The 19124-nt window shown below is 50.1% G+C and carries 19 protein-coding genes; 4 read left to right on the forward strand and 15 right to left on the reverse strand.

The window, feature by feature from the left end; all coding sequences use genetic code 11:
* Window positions 1-2 precede the first annotated feature (2 nt).
* From rsmG to BZG74_RS00220, 12 genes are all read right to left on the reverse strand, one after another.
* Window positions 3-629, reverse strand: a complete 627-nt coding sequence (gene rsmG / locus BZG74_RS00165) for a 16S rRNA (guanine(527)-N(7))-methyltransferase RsmG (RefSeq protein WP_077770839.1) — start codon at window positions 627-629, stop codon at window positions 3-5.
* Window positions 630-2519, reverse strand: a complete 1890-nt coding sequence (mnmG, locus tag BZG74_RS00170) for a tRNA uridine-5-carboxymethylaminomethyl(34) synthesis enzyme MnmG (RefSeq protein WP_077771111.1) — start codon at window positions 2517-2519, stop codon at window positions 630-632. It lies immediately after the preceding gene.
* 393 nt (window positions 2520-2912) lie between these two features.
* The gene (gene mioC, locus BZG74_RS00175; protein WP_077770840.1) at window positions 2913-3365 is read right to left on the reverse strand and encodes an FMN-binding protein MioC; all 453 of its coding nucleotides are present in this window, start codon (window positions 3363-3365) and stop codon (window positions 2913-2915) included.
* A 66-nt stretch (window positions 3366-3431) separates the two neighbouring features.
* Window positions 3432-4532 carry a GGDEF domain-containing protein gene (locus BZG74_RS00180; RefSeq protein ID WP_077770841.1) on the reverse strand — a complete coding sequence of 367 codons (1101 nt, stop codon included), beginning with the start codon at window positions 4530-4532 and terminating at the stop codon, window positions 3432-3434.
* Between the two features lie 150 nt (window positions 4533-4682).
* Window positions 4683-6047, reverse strand: coding sequence for a tRNA uridine-5-carboxymethylaminomethyl(34) synthesis GTPase MnmE (gene mnmE / locus BZG74_RS00185; RefSeq protein ID WP_077770842.1), 1365 nt, complete (start codon window positions 6045-6047; stop codon window positions 4683-4685).
* 98 nt (window positions 6048-6145) lie between these two features.
* Window positions 6146-7759 (reverse strand): membrane protein insertase YidC, encoded by a 1614-nt coding sequence (gene yidC, locus BZG74_RS00190; protein WP_077770843.1) that lies wholly within the window; start codon window positions 7757-7759, stop codon window positions 6146-6148.
* Window positions 7760-7761: 2 nt separating this feature from the next.
* On the reverse strand, window positions 7762-8022 hold the full coding sequence (gene yidD, locus BZG74_RS00195) for a membrane protein insertion efficiency factor YidD (protein WP_077456636.1): 261 nt from the start codon (window positions 8020-8022) through the stop codon (window positions 7762-7764).
* Window positions 7974-8345 carry a ribonuclease P protein component gene (rnpA, locus tag BZG74_RS00200; RefSeq protein ID WP_046074850.1) on the reverse strand — a complete coding sequence of 124 codons (372 nt, stop codon included), beginning with the start codon at window positions 8343-8345 and terminating at the stop codon, window positions 7974-7976. Before rnpA ends, yidD begins: the two co-directional genes overlap by 49 nt.
* A gap of 13 nt (window positions 8346-8358) precedes the next feature.
* Complete coding sequence (gene rpmH, locus BZG74_RS00205; protein ID WP_025672864.1) at window positions 8359-8493, reverse strand: 50S ribosomal protein L34; 135 nt, start codon at window positions 8491-8493, stop codon at window positions 8359-8361.
* 209 nt (window positions 8494-8702) lie between these two features.
* The gene (locus BZG74_RS00210) at window positions 8703-9449 is read right to left on the reverse strand and encodes an amino acid ABC transporter ATP-binding protein (protein WP_077770844.1); all 747 of its coding nucleotides are present in this window, start codon (window positions 9447-9449) and stop codon (window positions 8703-8705) included.
* Window positions 9446-10117: an amino acid ABC transporter permease gene (locus tag BZG74_RS00215; RefSeq protein WP_077770845.1), complete on the reverse strand. Its 672-nt coding sequence runs from the start codon at window positions 10115-10117 to the stop codon at window positions 9446-9448. The genes BZG74_RS00210 and BZG74_RS00215 overlap by 4 nt, the downstream gene beginning before the upstream one ends.
* Window positions 10118-10174: 57 nt before the next feature.
* Window positions 10175-10927 carry an amino acid ABC transporter substrate-binding protein gene (locus tag BZG74_RS00220; RefSeq protein ID WP_077770846.1) on the reverse strand — a complete coding sequence of 251 codons (753 nt, stop codon included), beginning with the start codon at window positions 10925-10927 and terminating at the stop codon, window positions 10175-10177.
* A 367-nt stretch (window positions 10928-11294) separates the two neighbouring features.
* On the opposite strand from BZG74_RS00220, the gene dnaA reads away from it, so the two are divergent.
* From dnaA to gyrB, 4 genes are read left to right on the forward strand one after another with little or no spacing between them, the layout of a single operon-like run.
* On the forward strand, window positions 11295-12692 hold the full coding sequence (gene dnaA / locus BZG74_RS00225; RefSeq protein WP_046074846.1) for a chromosomal replication initiator protein DnaA: 1398 nt from the start codon (window positions 11295-11297) through the stop codon (window positions 12690-12692).
* Between the two features lie 2 nt (window positions 12693-12694).
* Window positions 12695-13795, forward strand: coding sequence for a DNA polymerase III subunit beta (gene dnaN / locus BZG74_RS00230; RefSeq protein ID WP_077770847.1), 1101 nt, complete (start codon window positions 12695-12697; stop codon window positions 13793-13795).
* Window positions 13796-13798: 3 nt separating this feature from the next.
* Window positions 13799-14878 (forward strand): DNA replication/repair protein RecF, encoded by a 1080-nt coding sequence (recF, locus tag BZG74_RS00235; protein WP_077770848.1) that lies wholly within the window; start codon window positions 13799-13801, stop codon window positions 14876-14878.
* A gap of 18 nt (window positions 14879-14896) precedes the next feature.
* Window positions 14897-17314 (forward strand): DNA topoisomerase (ATP-hydrolyzing) subunit B, encoded by a 2418-nt coding sequence (gene gyrB / locus BZG74_RS00240; RefSeq protein ID WP_077770849.1) that lies wholly within the window; start codon window positions 14897-14899, stop codon window positions 17312-17314.
* Window positions 17315-17418: 104 nt separating this feature from the next.
* On the opposite strand, the gene BZG74_RS00245 is transcribed toward gyrB, so the two are convergent.
* The 3 genes from BZG74_RS00245 to BZG74_RS15945 are packed head-to-tail and all read right to left on the reverse strand — an operon-like array spanning window position 17419 to window position 19049.
* Complete coding sequence (locus BZG74_RS00245) at window positions 17419-17610, reverse strand: transposase (RefSeq protein ID WP_077600520.1); 192 nt, start codon at window positions 17608-17610, stop codon at window positions 17419-17421.
* 7 nt (window positions 17611-17617) lie between these two features.
* A complete protein-coding gene (locus tag BZG74_RS00250; protein ID WP_077771112.1) occupies window positions 17618-18832 on the reverse strand; it encodes an ISL3 family transposase in 1215 nt (404 codons plus the stop codon).
* Entirely contained in the window at window positions 18774-19049 is a 276-nt protein-coding gene (locus tag BZG74_RS15945) for a transposase family protein (protein WP_077770851.1), read from the reverse strand. The genes BZG74_RS00250 and BZG74_RS15945 overlap by 59 nt, the downstream gene beginning before the upstream one ends.
* Between the last annotated feature and the right edge of the window lie 75 nt (window positions 19050-19124).

The following is a 19124-nucleotide window of genomic DNA, read 5'->3' on the forward strand; positions in this document are numbered from 1 at the left end:
CTCTATTCGTTACTCTTTGCTCTCAAGATTACTAGATGACGCGCCCCTTCCAATCCCGGTACCTTCAAAGCTTTGATATCGGTCACAGAACAAGCAGCAGGCAAGGCATCCAGCTCCTGCTGGTCCACTTGCCCTTTCAGCGCATAAAATTGTCCCTCAGCATGGGGAAGATGTTGGCACCAGCTCACCATATCGTTCATCGACGCAAACGCACGGCTCAATACGCCATCAAAGCCATTATCGGGGATAAAGTCCTCGACGCGGCTTTGCACCGGGGTGACATTGTCTATCTCTAGTTCGTGCAACACTTGGCGAATGAAGCGGATCCGTTTCCCTAAACTGTCTAGCAAGGTGAAGTGTTTATCCGGATTCGCGATAGCCAGAGGAATACCTGGTAATCCTGGACCTGTCCCCACATCGATAAAATGATCACCGTCAAGATGGGGAGAAACAACCAAACTATCAAGAATATGTTTCACCACCATGTCTTCGGGACGACGGACAGATGTCAGGTTGTACGCTTTGTTCCATTTATCCAACAGACGCACATACGCGAGAAGTTGCGCTTGTTGTTGCGAGGACAAAGTTAGGCCTGCCTTTTCAAGCCCTTGTTGTAGTTGTGATTCCATTTATGCGCCTTTCTTCAGCATGCCTTGTTTTTTCAAGTGCACGAGCAAAATGGAGATCGCAGCAGGTGTCACGCCAGAAATACGAGATGCTTTGCCCACGGTTTCCGGACGGGCATCGGCAAGCTTCCCTTTCACCTCATTAGACAAGCCTTTGATTTGCTCGTAATCAAGGTCAGTTGGCAGTGCCGTATGTTCATGACGCTGCGACTTGGCGATTTCATCCTGCTGACGGTCGATGTAACCGGCATATTTCACTTGGATCTCCACTTGCTCACTGGCTTGCGTGTCTTGATGCGCCGGCGCAAAGGTTGGTAACGCCACAATATCTTGATAACGCAGCTCAGGACGACGGAGTAAGTCTTCGCCATTGGCTTCACGCGCTAAGGGAGTTTTCAGCATGGTGTTAAGCGCAGTAACATCGTCCGAGTGGGGATGGATCCAAGTCCCACGCAGGCGCTGACGCTCTTGCTCCATGTTTTCCATTTTCTGGTTGAAACGCGCCCAGCGCGCATCGTCGACCAAACCAAGCTCTCGCCCTTTTTCGGTCAAACGCATATCGGCGTTATCTTCACGCAGCAGCAAGCGGTACTCAGCGCGAGAGGTAAACATGCGGTAAGGCTCTTGAGTGCCCATGGTGGAGAGATCGTCGATCAGTACGCCCATGTAAGCTTGATCGCGACGTGGGCTCCAGCCTTCTTTTCCTTGTGCTTGTAATGCCGCGTTGCACCCAGCCAGCAAACCTTGCGCGCCCGCTTCTTCGTAACCGGTGGTGCCGTTAATTTGCCCCGCAAAGAACAAGCCATCAATGAATTTGGTTTCTAGGGTTTGCTTGAGATCGCGTGGATCGAAAAAATCATACTCGATCGCATAGCCAGGGCGGATCACCTTGGCGTTTTCAAACCCTTTGATCGACTGGATAATCCCCATTTGCACATCAAACGGCAAGCTGGTGGAGATGCCGTTAGGGTAAAGCTCGTTGCTGGTCAATCCTTCTGGTTCCACAAAGATTTGATGTTTGTCTTTGTCGGCAAACCGCATCACCTTGTCTTCAATCGACGGACAATAACGCGGCCCAATACCTTCAATCACGCCAGAATACATCGGACTGCGAGAAAGGTTTTCGCGGATAACGTCGTGCGTTCTTTCATTGGTGTAGGTGATATAGCACGGGATTTGTTGCGGGTGCTGCTGGACATTTCCCATGAATGAAAATACCGGGCAAGGGGTATCACCATGTTGGGTTTGCATCACAGAAAAATCGACCGAGCGGGCGTCAATGCGCGGAGGTGTCCCGGTTTTCAATCGATCAACGCGAAACGGTAATGCACGCAAACGATCCGCGAGTTTGTTTGATGGTGGATCACCGGCACGTCCCCCTGAGTAATTATCCATACCGATGTGGATTTTCCCACCCAAAAAAGTTCCGACGGTCAGCACAACCGTGGTCGCGCTGAACTTCAGCCCCATTTCTGTTTCTACGCCTGTAACACGATCCTGCTCGACGATCAGGTCGACCACCGCTTGTTGAAACAAAGAAAGGTTTACCGTGTTTTCTAAGGTATGGCGGATCGCCGCTTTGTAAAGTGCGCGATCGGCTTGAGCCCGCGTCGCGCGTACCGCCGGTCCTTTAGATGCATTCAGCGTTCTAAATTGGATCCCACCTTTGTCGGTGGCTTGTGCCATGGCACCACCCAGGGCATCAATTTCTTTTACCAGGTGTCCTTTCCCGATCCCGCCAATCGCGGGGTTACACGACATCTGTCCCAAGGTGTCGATATTATGGGTCAACAACAGTGTTCTTTGATTCATCCGGGCAGCAGCCAGTGCCGCTTCGGTACCAGCATGGCCACCACCCACAACGATGACGTCAAAGTGATCCTGGTAAAACATGATTAAAGCCTCAACCTGGTTAAGTGTTTGCGCATGAACTAAGCAAAAGGGGCGACATTCTAGCGCTTTTTCTGCCAACAGGGAACCAAACCTTGATCCGGATCGTTAGAGCGCATTAGCTTTATATATATAAGATCTTTATATAGATCTTTTGTTAGATCTACTATTAGGGAAAGGGATGTTAGTGGATAACTAAAAAAAGATCATAGAGATCAAGGATCTTGAAACGATCACTTTCTGTGAGTGACCTTGGATCCGATCCTGTATCACCTGGGATCAAAATGGGTAGTTATCCACATAGGGGGCAGGGAGTGAAAAGTATTAAATGGATAACTAAAGGAAGATCACTGGGTTATTCCTTAGTTATCCACAGTTCGTTTGGTTGTTTTTTGTTCACTTGAGCGCGTGAAGTTGTGGTTCCCAGTCTGTTAACCAGCGTTCGGCTTCATCTTCTGGGACCGGATGCGCTTGAATATCGATATCAATGCGCTCCCCGACTTTGATTGCGCCTAAATCTTGTAATAGGGCATCTGCTTTCATCCCGGCTTCGCAAAACGTGTCGTAGCTCGAGTCACCAATCCCGACCACGCCATAGTGAACGTCGCGTAGCATCGGGCGCTCGGTGATTAGTTGCTCCATTAAGGGAGCTATGCTATCTGGAAAGTCCCCCGCGCCATGGGTTGACGTGACGATCAATAAGGTGGAGGCACTGAGCACATCATCAATGATCCCCTCGTTGACCACCTGAGGGTGATGGCCTTTTGCTTGCAAGAGATCCGCGAGATGATCGCCGACATATTCAGCGCCACCTAGGGTACTGCCGGTAATAATAGTGATAGTTGCCATGCTTTCCTCATCGTTAAGGTATTCACCTCTAGTATTTAGACCTTACCTCAAGGAGTCAATCTCCGCTTAAACCGCTTGACTCGCCGTCATCTGGCTAAGCTGGCAGACACATTGATTGCCGCCCGCTTGTTTCGCTTCCGTCATGGCTCGGCAGGCTTGGTCAATCAACTCGATCGCTTGACCGTTTCCGGAAAAGTGCTGAACGATGCCTATCGAGGCGGTGAATGAATGGGCACCGCCATGAAAGGTAAAGGGGTTTTCAGCAATGGCGTGATAACATTTAACCGCCCATTTTGGAGCATCAGCGCAATCATTTTCTTTTAGCATGACTAAAAACTGATCGGCGTGTGTACGGCTAAGTAGGGCATCCCGTGGTAGGTGACGATGAAGTAAGCCGGCAAGGAATTGTAAACTTTGATCACCAATAGAGTGACCATGTTGCGTGTTAAATTGCTGAAAATTATCAATATTAATACAAAGGATTGCGATCGGCTTATCGGCTGATGATTGGCACTCCGTGCTCAGTCGGCGATAAAACTGGGTTGCATTCCATGTTTGCGCTAAGGGTTCGCGCTGAATGTACTGCCGTGCCTGCCGGTTGAGGGTATAGAGATCATGGAGATAGAAGTCCATTAAAATCACTGATAAGGCAATAAATATCAGTACAACACTGAGGTAAATGGTTTTGCTGTTTAGGGTGGAAAGATTCACCAAGGGATCGGGTGTGGGTAGCACTTGGATGGAAAACATTAAGCCGATGGCTGTCAGTGAGAGTCCGTAACGCGCCAGACGCTCATTGGGGTCAAACAGCAATAAGACGATAGTGGGCGAGACCAGTAACAAGAGTTCGTTCTGGCTTTGTGCCGCAAAGACCCAGTAAGACATGATGAACTGCTGGGCAAAAAACATGAAAAAAAGGTAGTACCGGGCGATATACCAGCGTCCTGACCACATCAATAGCCAGGTTGCCGCGTACAAAAAGGCGTAACTGACGTTATGCCAAGCCGCGATCGGGGTTTGGAAAGCAAGCCAGTACATGGTGGAGAAAATGATCGTACCAACCACGCAGATCACCGTGAGTAAATTGGTCATGCGGATCTGATGCCGCATCAGTTGATTATGTTCGCTCAGGCCTATCGATAAGATCGGATTCAAACTTGCCAGCATATGACCTCCATCCACACCTCGTTAAAGCGTAGTTGATCATGGTGAAAACTACGTGGATAACTTACGATCAAATAATGAGGATAAAGGGGATCAGGCGAGGCATCACAAGGGATCCTCAGTAGAAGGATCCCGTGATCAGGTTGGGGATAATTACTTGCCGATACAGAATGAAGAGAAGATTTTCCCCAGCAAATCATCGGCACTGAACTCGCCGGTAATGGTGTTGAGATGCTGTTGGGTGAGGCGTAATTCTTCTGCCAAAATCTCACCGGCCATATAACCTTCAAGCTGAGCTTGGCCTATCTCTAGATGGTGAGCTGCGTTGGTCAAGGCATCCAGGTGGCGACGGCGTGCCATAAAGCCGCCTTCACTGCCGCCGGCGTAGCCCATACAGGCTTTGAGGTGCTGACGCAGTGCGTCTATGCCTTCTCCGGTTTTGGCACTTAAACGAATGAGTGCAGTATCATTGGTGTCGCTGTGCCCCATTGGTTCACCGGTCATATCCGCTTTATTGCGAATCACTGTCATGCCCATTGCTTCGGGTAAACGAGAGACAAAATCCGGCCAGATCTCTGCAGGATGGATCGCGTCAGTGGTGGTACCATCGACCATAAACAACACCCGATCGGCTTGCTCTATTTCATCCCACGCCCGCTCAACGCCAATACGTTCGACTTCATCGGCGGTATCGCGCAGTCCAGCGGTATCAATGATGTGTAAAGGCATACCGTCAATATGAATGTGCTCACGCAAAACATCCCGAGTGGTACCGGCGATATCCGTGACTATCGCACTGTCTTTCCCTGATAACGCGTTTAATAGGCTTGATTTGCCCGCGTTGGGGCGGCCTGCGATCACCACTTTCATCCCCTCACGCATAATTGCCCCTTGGTTGGCCTCTTTACGCAGTGTGGCAAGATGGTCGATGATATGGCTGAGATCGCTGGCAACCTTGCCATCAGAGAGGAAGTCGATTTCTTCATCGGGAAAGTCGATCGCCGCTTCCACATATATACGCAAGTGAATCACTTTTTCCACCAGCGCATTCACTTGGCTGGAGAAAGCACCTTGCAGTGACTGTAAGGCTGAGCGTGCGGCTTGTTCGGAGCTGGCATCAATCAAGTCGGCAATTGCTTCAGCTTGGGCTAAATCCAGTTTGTCGTTTAAAAACGCGCGTTCGGAGAACTCACCGGGACGGGCGGCACGCACCCCTGAAAAGGCACTGATACGCTGAATAAGCATGTCCATGATCACTGGGCCACCATGGCCTTGCAGTTCAAGCACATCCTCGCCTGTGAATGAATGAGGGCCTTTAAAGAATAAAGCAATGCCCTGATCGATAGGTTGACCTTCCTGATCGAGAAAAGGCAAATAATCCGCACGACGAGGCACTAACTCGCGTCCCGTCATTTTTGTACCAATCTCATGGGCGAGCGGGCCAGACACGCGGACAATCCCTACGCCACCGCGGCCTGTTGCAGTGGCTTGCGCCACAATTGTGTCGGTTTGAGCCATAATGCACACTCTTTTATTCAATAACAGGCCCGAAGGCCATAAACGACAAAAAGGCGACCGCCGGGTCGCCTTTTCATTATTACGTGACACGGCCTGAGTTACGAGCGTGAATGCAGGCCTTTTTTCTCCAACGACTTGTAAATCAGTGTCTGTTGGATAAGCGTGACCACGTTCGATACCAGCCAGTATAGAACCAGACCGGATGGGAAGAATAGGAAGAAGAACGTAAAGACCACAGGCATAAAGGTCATGATCTTCTGCTGCATCGGATCGGTGACCGTGGTGGGGCTCATCTTCTGAATCAAGAACATGGATGCACCCATCAACAGTGGCAGCACATAGTATGGGTCTTGTGCCGACAAGTCTTGAATCCAGCCAAAGAATGGCGCATGACGCAACTCTACCGACTCCATCAATGCCCAGTACAAAGCAATGAAAATCGGCATTTGTAGGATAAGCGGCAAACAGCCCCCAAGGGGGTTGACCTTCTCACGCTTATAGAGCTCCATCATCTCTTGGCTCATGCGCTGACGGTCGTCACCGATACGCTCTTTCATCTCTTGCAGCTTAGGCTGCAGCATGCGCATCTTAGCCATTGAGGTGTACTGCGCTTTGGTCAGCGGATACATGGCACCACGGACGATGAAGGTCAGCATGATGATCGCCAGACCCCAGTTCCCCACAAAGGTTTGGATGGTGGAAAGCAACCAGTGCAGAGGCTTAGCGATAAACCACAACCAGCCGTAGTCGACCACCAAATCCAGACTTGGTGCCACCGCGGCCATCTGCTCTTGCAGTTTAGGCCCTACCCACAAGGTCGCTGTCAGCGTCTTACTGGTACCGGCGGCAATGGTATCGCTGGTTTTGGTTTGGATATAGCCGTATTGGGCGGTGGTACGGGTGCTCAGCACATTGTTGTCCGCCCGTGGGATCCACGCGGTGGCAAAGTAGTGCTGGATCATCGCGGCCCAACCTTGGTTAAACGTCACGTTCAGATTTTTGCTTTGCATATCATCAAAGCTGTATTTCTCGTAACGCTTGTCGTCGGTGGAGTAGGCGCCACCGCGATAGGTTGGCATGGTCAAGCTGCCACCATCGTCCAGCAAGTTTTGCTTAAGCTGGGTATACATGGTGACACTGGCATTGTTGTCGGTTTGATTGTTGATAGTGTGTTCAACATCCACCGCATAGCTACCACGCTCAAACACGAAGGTTTTGGTGTAGGTAATGCCATCTTTCTCAACCGTCATTGGCACCCGTAAGGTGTCTTGATCGTCTGAGAGCGAGAAGTTGTTTTGCGTCACCTGGTATTGTGCGCGTCCCTCAGCCGTATCGATGCCGTCAGCACCAATTAAGCCGCTTTGTGCCACAAAGGTATGGTCAGGTTTGCTGTGCAACAGAGTGAAGGCATTGTCAGAATCCAGCTCCGCATCATATTGCGGGAGCTCGGCGTGGACAACATCACCGCCTTGCGTATCAATTTTCAGTGTTAAAACGTCAGTGTTGATGGTGACAAGCTTGTCAGAGACAGGCTGTGCATCAAGAGACGTGGTATCACCGTCATTGCTGCTTGGCACGTCACTGTGAGTAGTTTGCTGCTGCTCAACGCCCTGTCCCTGCGGTTGCGGGGAGTCTGGTTTGTTCCATTCCATGTAAAGCATGAAAGAAACGAACAATAGGGCAATCAACAGGATATTGCGTTGGGAATCCATTGTTAATTGTCTCTGTTATGGTGGTCGCAAGGCGGCACAGGATCGTAACCGCCATCATTCAAAGGGTGGCATTTTAATAGACGTTTGCCTGCCAACCAACACCCTTTTATCACACCATGGGATTGAATCGCCATGATGGCGTAGTGAGAGCAGGTTGGTGTAAACCGGCATCGTGGCCCAATTAATGGACTAATTACCAGTTGGTATCCCCGAATCAGCGCGATGAGCGCTTTTTGCGCGGCGGTCGCGACAAACGTTGCCATAACTTGTCCAATTCGTCTCGCAGCGCTTGATTGCTCAGGTTGTTAGCACTTTTTTTCGCGATCACCACAAAGTCTTTCGCCGGCAGCTGATGTTGACGTAAACGAAAGCTTTCGCGGACCACACGTTTAAAGCGGTTGCGATCAACAGCAAGTTTGATTTGCTTTTTCGGTACAGCTTGACCGAGACGTGGATGGCCGAGTGGGTTGTTTCTGGCGAGTATAGTTAAGTGCGGCGAACCGGCGCGATGCGGTTGCTGGAAGACGGCACTGAAATGTTCGGGAGTTAGCAGACGTAACTCCCGAGGATAAGCGAGCTTATTCACAAATCACTGCGGATTATTTAGAAAGCTGCTTGCGGCCTTTCGCACGGCGAGCGGCAATGACCTTACGGCCGTTCTTAGTCGCCATGCGCGCACGGAAACCGTGAGTGCGCTTACGCTTTAGAACTGAAGGTTGAAAAGTGCGTTTCATGGTTTCTACCTTTATTACTGATCAGTGTTAGGTTTGTTAACCCGACGTGGGAGGGTAGCACTAGGCTTATTTCCGACGCCTCTCAACAAAGAGGGCGGATTGTAGCCATTGACTAACGATTAGTCAATCACTAACCGACGCCACTCCGGGCGGTGAATTATAAGCACTTGGGCACAGATCGCAAGGATCGATCCCCAAGCGATCGCTGACTAGGGTGTGATCCCGACTTGATTCAAAAACTTATGCAAACGGGGATCGTCGCATTGGTTAAATAACCAATCCGGTGTCCCTTGGGCAATAATATGGCCGTCGTTCATAAATACCACCCGATCCGCCACATCGCGAGCGAACTGCATTTCATGGGTGACCACCAGCATGGTTTGGTGGCGAGTGGCGAGCTTTTTCATCAACGCCAAGACTTCGCCAACCCATTCTGGATCCAGAGCAGACGTGGGCTCATCAAACAGCAGCAGCTCAGCCTCCAGCGCCATTGCGCGTCCGATTCCGACACGCTGCTGCTGGCCGCCTGAGAGCGAAGCCGGGTAGTGATCGCCCTTGTCACTAAGACCGATATCATCGAGGATTTGCTGGGCACGCTTACGGGCTTTGTCTTTTGCCCATCCCTTAACGGTACGCAGCCCTTCAGCAATGTTGTCACGGGCATTGAGGTGAGCAAATAACGCATAATTTTGGAAAACAAAGCCGGTTTGACGCCGCAACGCCAGAATATCCTGCTTACGGGTGGCCATGTTGCCGCTATTAACGCGTTGCTCCCCGATTTCGATGATCCCTTGCTCGGCACGCTCGAGAAAATTAATGCAACGCAATAAGGTCGATTTACCGGTGCCACTAGGGCCAATAATGCAAACTATTTCACCTCGGTCGATAGTGAGGTCGATGCCGTCGAGCACTGCCACCCCTTGATAGATTTTTTTAAGCTTTTCTATCTTTATCATCGTTGATACGCCTTATTAAGGTGTGCCTCTGCCCAGTACTGAACGCGCGTTAATGCCACGACCACCGCCCAATAGATGAGTGCCACCGCTAAGTATGCTTCAAAGAACTTGAAGCTGGATGATGCTTCCATCTGCGCTTGTGCCATGATTTCCGCCACCCCGAGGGTAAAGGCCAGTGACGTGGCTTTAATCATATCGATGAAGTAGTTCATCAGCGATGGCAGGGCGATACGTACCGCTTGTGGCAAAATGATGCGTTGCATCGCTTGGCGAGTGGTCATTCCCACCGCTAAGCTCGCTTCCATTTGACTGCGATCGACCCCAGTGATGGCGGCGCGGATTGACTCGGCCATGTACGCAGAAAAATGCAGGCTAATCCCGATCACTGCGGCGGTAAAGGCTTCCATTCCTACTAAGGCGGGGATGATCTGAGGGAGACCGTAATAAAGTAGAAACAGTTGCACCAATAGCGGGGTGCCACGAAAGAAGCTAATAAAGATCTGTGCAATACCATTGAGCCCTGGGATGCGAAACACGCGAATCAAGGCTATCGCCACTGCCAAGGCGAGGGCGAAGATGAGGCCCAGTACCGCCATTTCCATGGTGATCCCCAAATAACGCAGTAGAAGGGGAAACAAGGAGGCCATGTAATCAAAATCAAACGCCATGATTGACCTTTAAACAAAAAGCCCGCCAACGCGGGCTTATTAAATGAAAGTAAACACTTACTTCTTAGTGATGTCGCCACCGAACCATTTGGTTGAGATATCCGCCAAGGTGCCGTCCTCACGCATCGCGTTTAGCGCAGCATTGACTTCATCACGTAAGCGTTGACCACGCTCTGAATCGACAAACGGCCATGCATTGGCAATGGTCTCAAAAGGTTGTCCTGCTAATTGTAGGGGCAGACCTGACTCTTTGATCAATTGTAGCGCGGAGAGGCGATCCATAATAAAGGCGTCAGCACGACCTAAGGCCACATCGTGTTCAATCCCGGTTTCGTAGGTTTTGATGTTGATGTCATCAGCGGCTGGGTGTTCACGCAACAACTGTTCAAAGTTAGAGCCTAAGTTAACGGCCACAGTCTTGCCCTTCAGGTCGGCGACTGAGTTGATGGCATCATTGCCTTTGCGAACCGTGATTTGCGCGCCATCAACTACATACGGGTCAGTGAATAGGTACTTCGCCTGGCGCTCTTCAGTGATGGTGATCTGGTTTGAAATGGTGTCGATGCGCCCGGTTTGTAACAGACCAAACAGTCCTGAGAAGTTAGCGGTGACATACTCGACATCGTAGTCGTTGCGCTTTCCAATCTCATCCCACAAATCAACCTCAAAGCCTTGCAGTTGGTCTTGTTTAACAAACGTAAACGGAAAGTAGCGGCCAGACATGCCCACTTTGACCGTCTCAGAGGCAAAGGCGGGGGCAGTGAGAATCATGCTCACGCTGAGCAGGGCGTTGATGAACCATTTAGTCATGAAAAGCTCCGTAGTAACCACATCGATATTGATAAGGTGCGTAATATAGAGGGTGGCAGCGGCAGGCGAGAAATACCTTCTTGTTATGAGTAATAACTTATTCACCGTCATTGTCGCGTAATACAGGGGATAAACCCCACATTGATCAAGATTATGCACAAGGAAAGAACAGGATCATTGGCCAATCTGATCCTAATCTTGTGAGTAAAACATGGGTTTGCTGTGGCGATCTCGCATATTTCTGTGGGATCTATGTGAATAACTCGGATCTTATTCACCGATTTCGGGAGCTTGTGGGTAGCGATCTGGGCGCGACAGGAGTACCATTGTGACCTTTCTCTTTCGGTACAACTGCGTGGAGTCAAACGTGTCATCATCGCTTTGGTTGCAGTGTCTTGAACGTCTTCAAGATGATTTACCTGCGACAGAATTCAGTATGTGGGTACGGCCACTTCAAGCCGAGCTCAATGACAATACGTTGACCCTCTTTGCCCCAAACCGTTTTGTGCTTGATTGGGTGCGAGATAAGTATCTGCATCAAATTAATCAATTACTGAACGAGTTTTGTGGTGTCGACGTGCCCATGCTGCGCTTTGAGGTAGGTAGCAAACCGGTTGCAGCAACGCCACAAGCTGCCCCTGCCGGCCCTGCCGCTGCGCCCGCTCCGCAACAAGCGGCGCCAGCGCCGCCGCAAGGACGAGTCTGGGAGCCTGCTCCCTCACCGGTGCAATCGGATGTTAATCATCGCTCTAACGTTAACCCTAAACACAAGTTCAATAACTTTGTTGAAGGTAAATCGAACCAGTTAGCCTTGGCAGCCGCGCGTCAGGTGTCGGATAACCCGGGTGCTGCCTACAACCCGCTTTTTCTGTATGGCGGCACGGGCCTCGGTAAAACGCACTTGTTGCATGCGGTGGGTAATGCGATCTCCGACCGTAAAGCGGATGCGCGCGTGGTGTACATGCACTCAGAGCGCTTTGTGCAAGATATGGTGAAAGCGCTGCAAAATAATGCCATCGAAGAATTTAAGCGTTATTACCGCAGTGTCGATGCATTGCTAATCGATGACATCCAATTCTTTGCCAATAAAGAGCGCTCGCAGGAAGAGTTTTTCCACACCTTTAATGCGTTGCTTGAGGGTAACCAGCAGATCATTCTTACCTCTGACCGCTATCCTAAAGAGATCAACGGGGTGGAAGATCGCTTAAAGTCGCGATTCGGGTGGGGCCTGACAGTGGCCATTGAGCCGCCTGAGCTGGAAACCCGGGTGGCGATTTTGATGAAAAAAGCGGAAGACCACGCTATTCGCTTGCCCGATGAAGTGGCTTTCTTTATCGCTAAGCGTCTGCGCTCAAACGTGCGTGAACTTGAGGGGGCGCTTAATCGCGTGATCGCTAACGCCAACTTTACCGGCCGTGCGATTACCATCGATTTCGTGCGTGAAGCGCTGCGGGATCTGCTCGCCTTGCAAGAAAAACTGGTCACCATTGATAATATCCAGAAAACCGTGGCTGAATACTATAAAATCAAGATGGCAGACTTGTTGTCTAAGCGTCGGTCTCGCTCGGTGGCGCGACCCCGCCAGATGGCGATGGCGCTAGCAAAAGAGCTGACCAACCACAGCTTACCGGAAATCGGTGATGCATTTGGCGGTCGTGACCATACTACCGTATTACATGCTTGTCGTAAGATTGAGCAGCTGCGTGAAGAAAGTCACGATATTAAAGAAGACTACTCTAACCTGATTCGAACCTTGTCGTCCTAATTATGAAATTTACTCTTACGCGTGAGCAATTACTTCAACCGCTTCAGCAAGTCTCTGGGGCGCTAGGCGGGCGTAGTACCTTGCCGATTTTAAGTAACCTATTGATTGAAGTTGCGGAGCAGCAACTCAAGCTGACGGCGACCGATATGGAGGTTGAGCTCAATGCCACCGCATTGCTGGACGGTGAGCATCTTGATGGGGCGATCACTGTGCCTTCGCGTAAGTTTATGGATATCATCAAAGGCTTACATAGCGAAGCCCGCATCACGGTGGCGCAAGAGGGCGACCGCGTGGTGGTGCGAGCAGGGCGAAGCCGTTTCACCTTATCCACCCTTCCAGCGAGCGATTATCCAAATATCGAAGACTGGCATGCCGAAGTGAGCCTACAGGTGCCGCAAAGCAAGCTGGGTCATCTGATTGACGCCACGCAGTTTTCGATGGCAAACCAAGATGTGCGCTATTACCTCAATGGGCTTTTGTTCGAGACAGACGGGCACACATTACGTACGGTCGGTACTGACGGCCATCGGATGGCGGTATGTCATTTGGCTATGGAAGAAAGTCTGCCGGCTCAACAAGTGATTGTGCCACGAAAAGGGGTAAGTGAACTCGCGCGCTTGTTGGATGACAGTGAGCACCTCGTTAACATCCAAGTCGGCGCATCGAACATTCGTGCGGTGGTGGGCAATGTCACCTTCACCTCTAAATTGGTGGATGGGCGCTTCCCTGATTATCGCCGAGTGCTGCCACAATCCACTTCTCGAACGCTTGAGGTCGACTGTGCTGAGCTCAAGCAAGCATTGTCATTAGCTGCGGTATTATCGAACGAGAAATTTCGCGGTGTGCGAATGAATATTGATGGTAGCGAGCTGCGTATCTCCGCCAATAACCCTGAGCAAGAAGAAGCGGAAGAGTTTTTGGAAGTCGACTACCAAGGCGAGCCCATAGAGATTGGCTTCAATGTCAGTTACGTGCTTGATGTGCTCAATGTTTTACGTTGTGACAAGGTGCGTTTTTCGATGACAGACGCGGTAGGCAGTACCTTGATTGAGGACTGTGATCGCGATGATGCCATGTATGTTGTGATGCCAATTCGCCTCTAGGTTATGGCGCTATCACGACTGGTCGTCCACGACTTTCGAAATATTGAAGCCTGCGATATTGAATTGTCGTCAGGCTTTAACTTTTTAATTGGCCCCAATGGCAGTGGTAAAACCAGTGTCTTGGAAGCCATTCACTTTCTCGGTCATGGGCGCTCTTTTCGCAGCGCCCTCAACAGCCGCGTAATCCGTCATCAGCAACCTAATCTTACGGTACATGGTCGCGTAAAAACCCAAGATGGGATCTTGCTTCCGGTCGGCATTCAAAAGCGCCGAGATGGCAGTGCAGATGTTAAAATCGGTCAAGAAAAAGGGCAAAAGCTGGTGGCCCTGGCCAAAGTGCTGCCATTGCAACTGATCACCCCAGAAGGTTTTGAGTTATTAACCGATGGGCCCAAGTTTCGTCGTGCGTTTATCGATTGGGGGGTGTTTCATTCTGAGCCGGGTTTCTTCGAGGCCTGGACGCGGGTAAAGCGTTTGACCAAACAACGCAATGCCGCGCTTAAAACCGCACGTCATTACGGTGATATCCAAGTATGGGATACGGAATTAGCGCGGCTTGCCGAGCAAATCAGTGCATGGCGGCAAGCATACGTTGATGCGGTTGCTGCGCGAGCAACCGCATTGTGCCAAGCATTTCTCCCCGAGTTTTCCATCCAGTTTCGTTTTTACCAAGGATGGGAGCGAGGCGCAGATTATCAGGCATTGTTGGCGGCGAATTTTGAGCGCGACCAGCAGATGGGATACACGGTGTCAGGGCCGCATAAAGCGGATTTGCGCATCAAGGTGGCAGGTACGCCGGTTGATGATGTGCTATCGCGCGGACAGTTAAAACTCATGGTGTGTGCACTTCGGCTTGCACAAGGCCAGTTGTATAGTGAGGGGCAAGGTATCGCGTGTATCTACTTAATCGATGACTTTGCCTCCGAATTAGACAGTCGCCGGCGAGCACTATTGGCCAGTGAGTTGACCCGTATCGGGGCTCAGGTTTTTGTTAGCGCCATTAGTGCCGATCAAGTCGCGGAAATTTGCGACGAAAATAGTAAGATGTTTCATGTGGAACATGGCAAAATTAACGCAGGATAAATAAGCGAGAGTAACTCAATGTCCAACGAATACGATTCATCGAGTATCAAGGTACTGAAGGGCTTGGATGCCGTGCGTAAGCGTCCGGGAATGTATATCGGCGATACCGACGATGGTACCGGCCTGCACCACATGGTGTTTGAGGTGGTCGATAACTCGATCGATGAAGCACTGGCCGGACATTGTAATGATATCGTGGCGACCATCCACGAAGATGGCTCGGTATCAGTGCGTGATGATGGCCGTGGCATCCCTGTAGATATTCATGAAGAAGAAGGCGTCTCAGCCGCGCAAGTTATCATGACCGTCCTCCACGCCGGCGGTAAATTTGATGATAACTCCTATAAAGTTTCCGGTGGTCTCCACGGTGTTGGGGTCTCTGTGGTTAACGCCTTGTCAGAGAAATTGGAACTGACCATTTGGCGTAATGGCCATGTCCACCAGCTTAATTTTTCCCACGGCGAGCCTTTAGGGCCGCTGGCTGAAATGGGCGAAACCGACCAAACCGGTACCCGTATTCGTTTTTGGCCAAGCGAAGAGACGTTCTCCGATATCAACTTTAACTATGACGTGCTTGCCAAGCGCTTGCGTGAGTTGTCTTTCCTTAATTCGGGTGTCTCCATTAAGCTGATTGACGAGCGCGAAGAAGACAAAGCGGATCACTTTAAATACGAAGGCGGTATCCGCGCGTTTGTTGAACACCTCAATAATAAGAAAACCTCCATCCACCCATCAGTCTTCCACTTTGAACATACCCGTGAAGACGGAGTGAGCGTTGAAGTGGCGATGCAGTGGAACGATGGCTATCAAGAAAACATCTACTGCTTTACCAACAATATACCGCAGCGCGATGGCGGTACTCACCTTGCTGGTTTTCGTGGCGCATTGACACGTACGCTCAACAGCTTCATGGACAAAGAAGGTTACTCCAAAAAAGCCAAAGCCGCGACGTCTGGCGATGATGCCCGTGAAGGCTTGACCGCGGTGGTCTCGGTGAAAGTACCGGATCCTAAGTTCTCAAGCCAGACCAAAGACAAGCTGGTGTCTTCAGAAGTGAAGTCTGCGGTTGAATCCGCCATGAGCAGCCACTTATCTGACTTTCTCATTGAGCATCCTGCCGATGCGAAAGTAGTGTGTACTAAGATCATCGACGCTGCTCGTGCGCGTGATGCGGCTCGTAAGGCACGTGAAATGACCCGCCGTAAAGGTGCGTTGGATTTAGCTGGCCTTCCCGGTAAGCTTGCCGACTGCCAAGAAAAAGATCCTGCATTATCTGAACTCTACATTGTTGAGGGTGACTCGGCAGGTGGGTCGGCTAAGCAAGGGCGTAACCGTAAGAACCAGGCAATCTTGCCTTTGAAAGGTAAGATCCTCAACGTGGAAAAAGCCCGCTTTGATAAAATGCTGTCCTCGCAAGAAGTGGCAACGCTGATCACGGCAATGGGATGTGGCATTGGCCGTGAAGAGTACGATCCGGATAAGTTGCGTTATCACAGCATCATTATCATGACCGATGCGGACGTCGACGGCTCACACATTCGTACCTTGCTGTTGACCTTCTTCTATCGCCAAATGCCAGAGTTGATTGAACGAGGCTACATCTATATTGCTCAGCCACCGCTTTATAAAGTGAAAAAGGGCAAGCAAGAGCAATACATCAAAGATGATGAGGCGATGGAGCAATATCAGGTGGCATTGGCGTTGGAGAACGCATCATTGTTCGTGAACCCAGATGCACCAGCAATGCACGGCGAGTCACTTGAAAAATTGGTGAAAGAGTACAACGGTGTGCTCAAGCTGATCCAGCGTATGAAGCGTCGCTATCCCGCCGCGCTGCTCAATGAGCTGCTTTATCAACCGCGTTTGTCAGTCGACGACCTACGGGACGAATGGGCGGCGAAGCAATGGGTAGAAAACATTGTTGGGATCTTGAATCGCAAATCAACGGGTGAAAGTCAGTACCAGGCATCATGTCGACTCGATGAAGAGCATCAAGTATGGGTGCCTGAGCTGGTGGTGCGGACGCACGGTGTTGATTACAAGTACTTGGTGAGCTATGACTTCCTGAACTCGAAAGAGTACGGGCGAATCGCAAGCTTATCGGAAACCTTAAATGATCTCCTGGATGAAGGGGCGTACGTTAAGCGCGGTGAGCGCACGCAAGCAGTAGACAGCTTCGAGCAAGCACTTAATTGGTTGATCAAAGAGTCAACCCGTGGTGTGTCTCGTCAGCGCTACAAAGGTTTGGGTGAGATGAACCCTGAACAGCTTTGGGAAACTACCATGGATCCTGAAGGTCGCCGCATGATGCAGGTGACCATCCAAGATGCGGTGGCGGCAGACGAGCTGTTTACCACCCTGATGGGTGATCAAGTTGAGCCACGTCGTGCCTTTATCGAGAATAATGCACTAAAAGTAGAAAACCTCGATGTATAAGCGATAAATCAACTACTTACCGACAACTAAGGCCAGCATTGCTGGCCTTTTTCATATCTCTTTGCGAGGCAAATCGCAATAGATGACTGTTTTTATATGGCTCTTCATCGTTCATGGTGGAAAGTCATATCAAGTCCCCCAAAATAGAACAGTATCGCTGTCTTGAACCTTTGTTTGTTTCTAAAGCCTTTAGCTCTAAGCTTCATGTATTGGATTTTGGCATTTATAGCCTCCGCCAAGCCATTCGATGCCTTAAGCCGCATTGCATTAAGGATTGCTGGTAAGTGCTTTTTCANTGGCTCTTCATCGTTCATGGTGGAAAGTCATATCAAGTCCCCCAAAATAGAACAGTATCGCTGTCTTGAACCTTTGTTTGTTTCTAAAGCCTTTAGCTCTAAGCTTCATGTATTGGATTTTGGCATTTATAGCCTCCGCCAAGCCATTCGATGCCTTAAGCCGCATTGCATTAAGGATTGCTGGTAAGTGCTTTTTCACTGTCGCTGCTGCTGTCATCAATGGTTTAATTCCACTTGCTTTAACTAAAGCAAGCCACTCTAGCCATTGATTCCTTGCGCTTCTGATCGAACCTCCGTACCAGATCAGTCTTGCTTGCTCTTTGAGCAACCAGCTAAGGCTTGTATCTATCATAAGCTTGGCCAATCTGTTTATACGCTCCCTCAGGCGACCTGTGAGGTTTCTATTTCTTTTGAGCCAGCCATAACGCGTTCTGTAGCACTCTCGTTTAAGGTATGGYGGTAGACGGTTAACCTCTTGCTTGYGAACATCGTCAACAGCTTTGGTGAGCACTTTTGCTACGTGGAAATGATCAACKGCAATCAGGCGTTTAGAGCRTGAGCCAAAGAAGGACTCGGTTGCATTCATAAAAGCTTGGCTCATATCCATCGAGACTGAGCGGACCTGTTGTTTAGCGATGTTAGGCAGCACTCGATAGCWGTTTGCTAAGCTTTGTTCACTTTTACCGTCGGCAACAGCGAGAACTTGGCCCGTTCGGCTCGACATCACAGTGACATAATCATGCCCTCGGCAAAAGGCAGTTTCGTCTACCAACAGATCTTCTACCTTATTTAAATTTCTCCGGGCGAGCCCTCGTGAAACAGCCCTTTTCATTATCCGATCAATGGCTCCCCAACTCAGTCGAAAGGCTTTAGATACAGAGTGAAGAGAAGTGAACTGAAGTGTTTCAATAATCTTTGTCTCGAAGAGTTCGGTATAGCGACTACCAGGAGATGCCCAAGGAACAGAAATGGTCTGAACCCCGTGCTTTGGACAGTCAGCACGTGGAACTTGGGCCTCAAGATATGTTTCGTATTGGCATGTATCCAAATGACGCCATATCCGCTTTCGAGAGTCATGCTTTCTTACCGCTTTCGAGCATGTTGGACAAGCAACGCCTGAAGGACTTTCGTACATGATGGTCACGGTAATACGTTGGCTCTTTTTATCCACCTGGACAGAGTCGACNTGGACAGTCAGCACGTGGAACTTGGGCCTCAAGATATGTTTCGTATTGGCATGTATCCAAATGACGCCATATCCGCTTTCGAGAGTCATGCTTTCTTACCGCTTTCGAGCATGTTGGACAAGCAACGCCTGAAGGACTTTCGTACATGATGGTCACGGTAATACGTTGGCTCTTTTTATCCACCTGGACAGAGTCGACMGTCCATGGCGGAGTCAGTCCAAGGATCGCTTGATAGAGTGCTGTATCTTTCATCTGATTCAGGGCTCAAGTGCAGAGTGTTTCCTCATTGTCCAATTAATCGGAAAACTTGAAAAGAAACACTTTCCA

Origin of the sequence: Salinivibrio sharmensis (assembly GCF_001995985.1) — a bacterium.
GTDB lineage: Bacteria > Pseudomonadota > Gammaproteobacteria > Enterobacterales > Vibrionaceae > Salinivibrio > Salinivibrio sharmensis.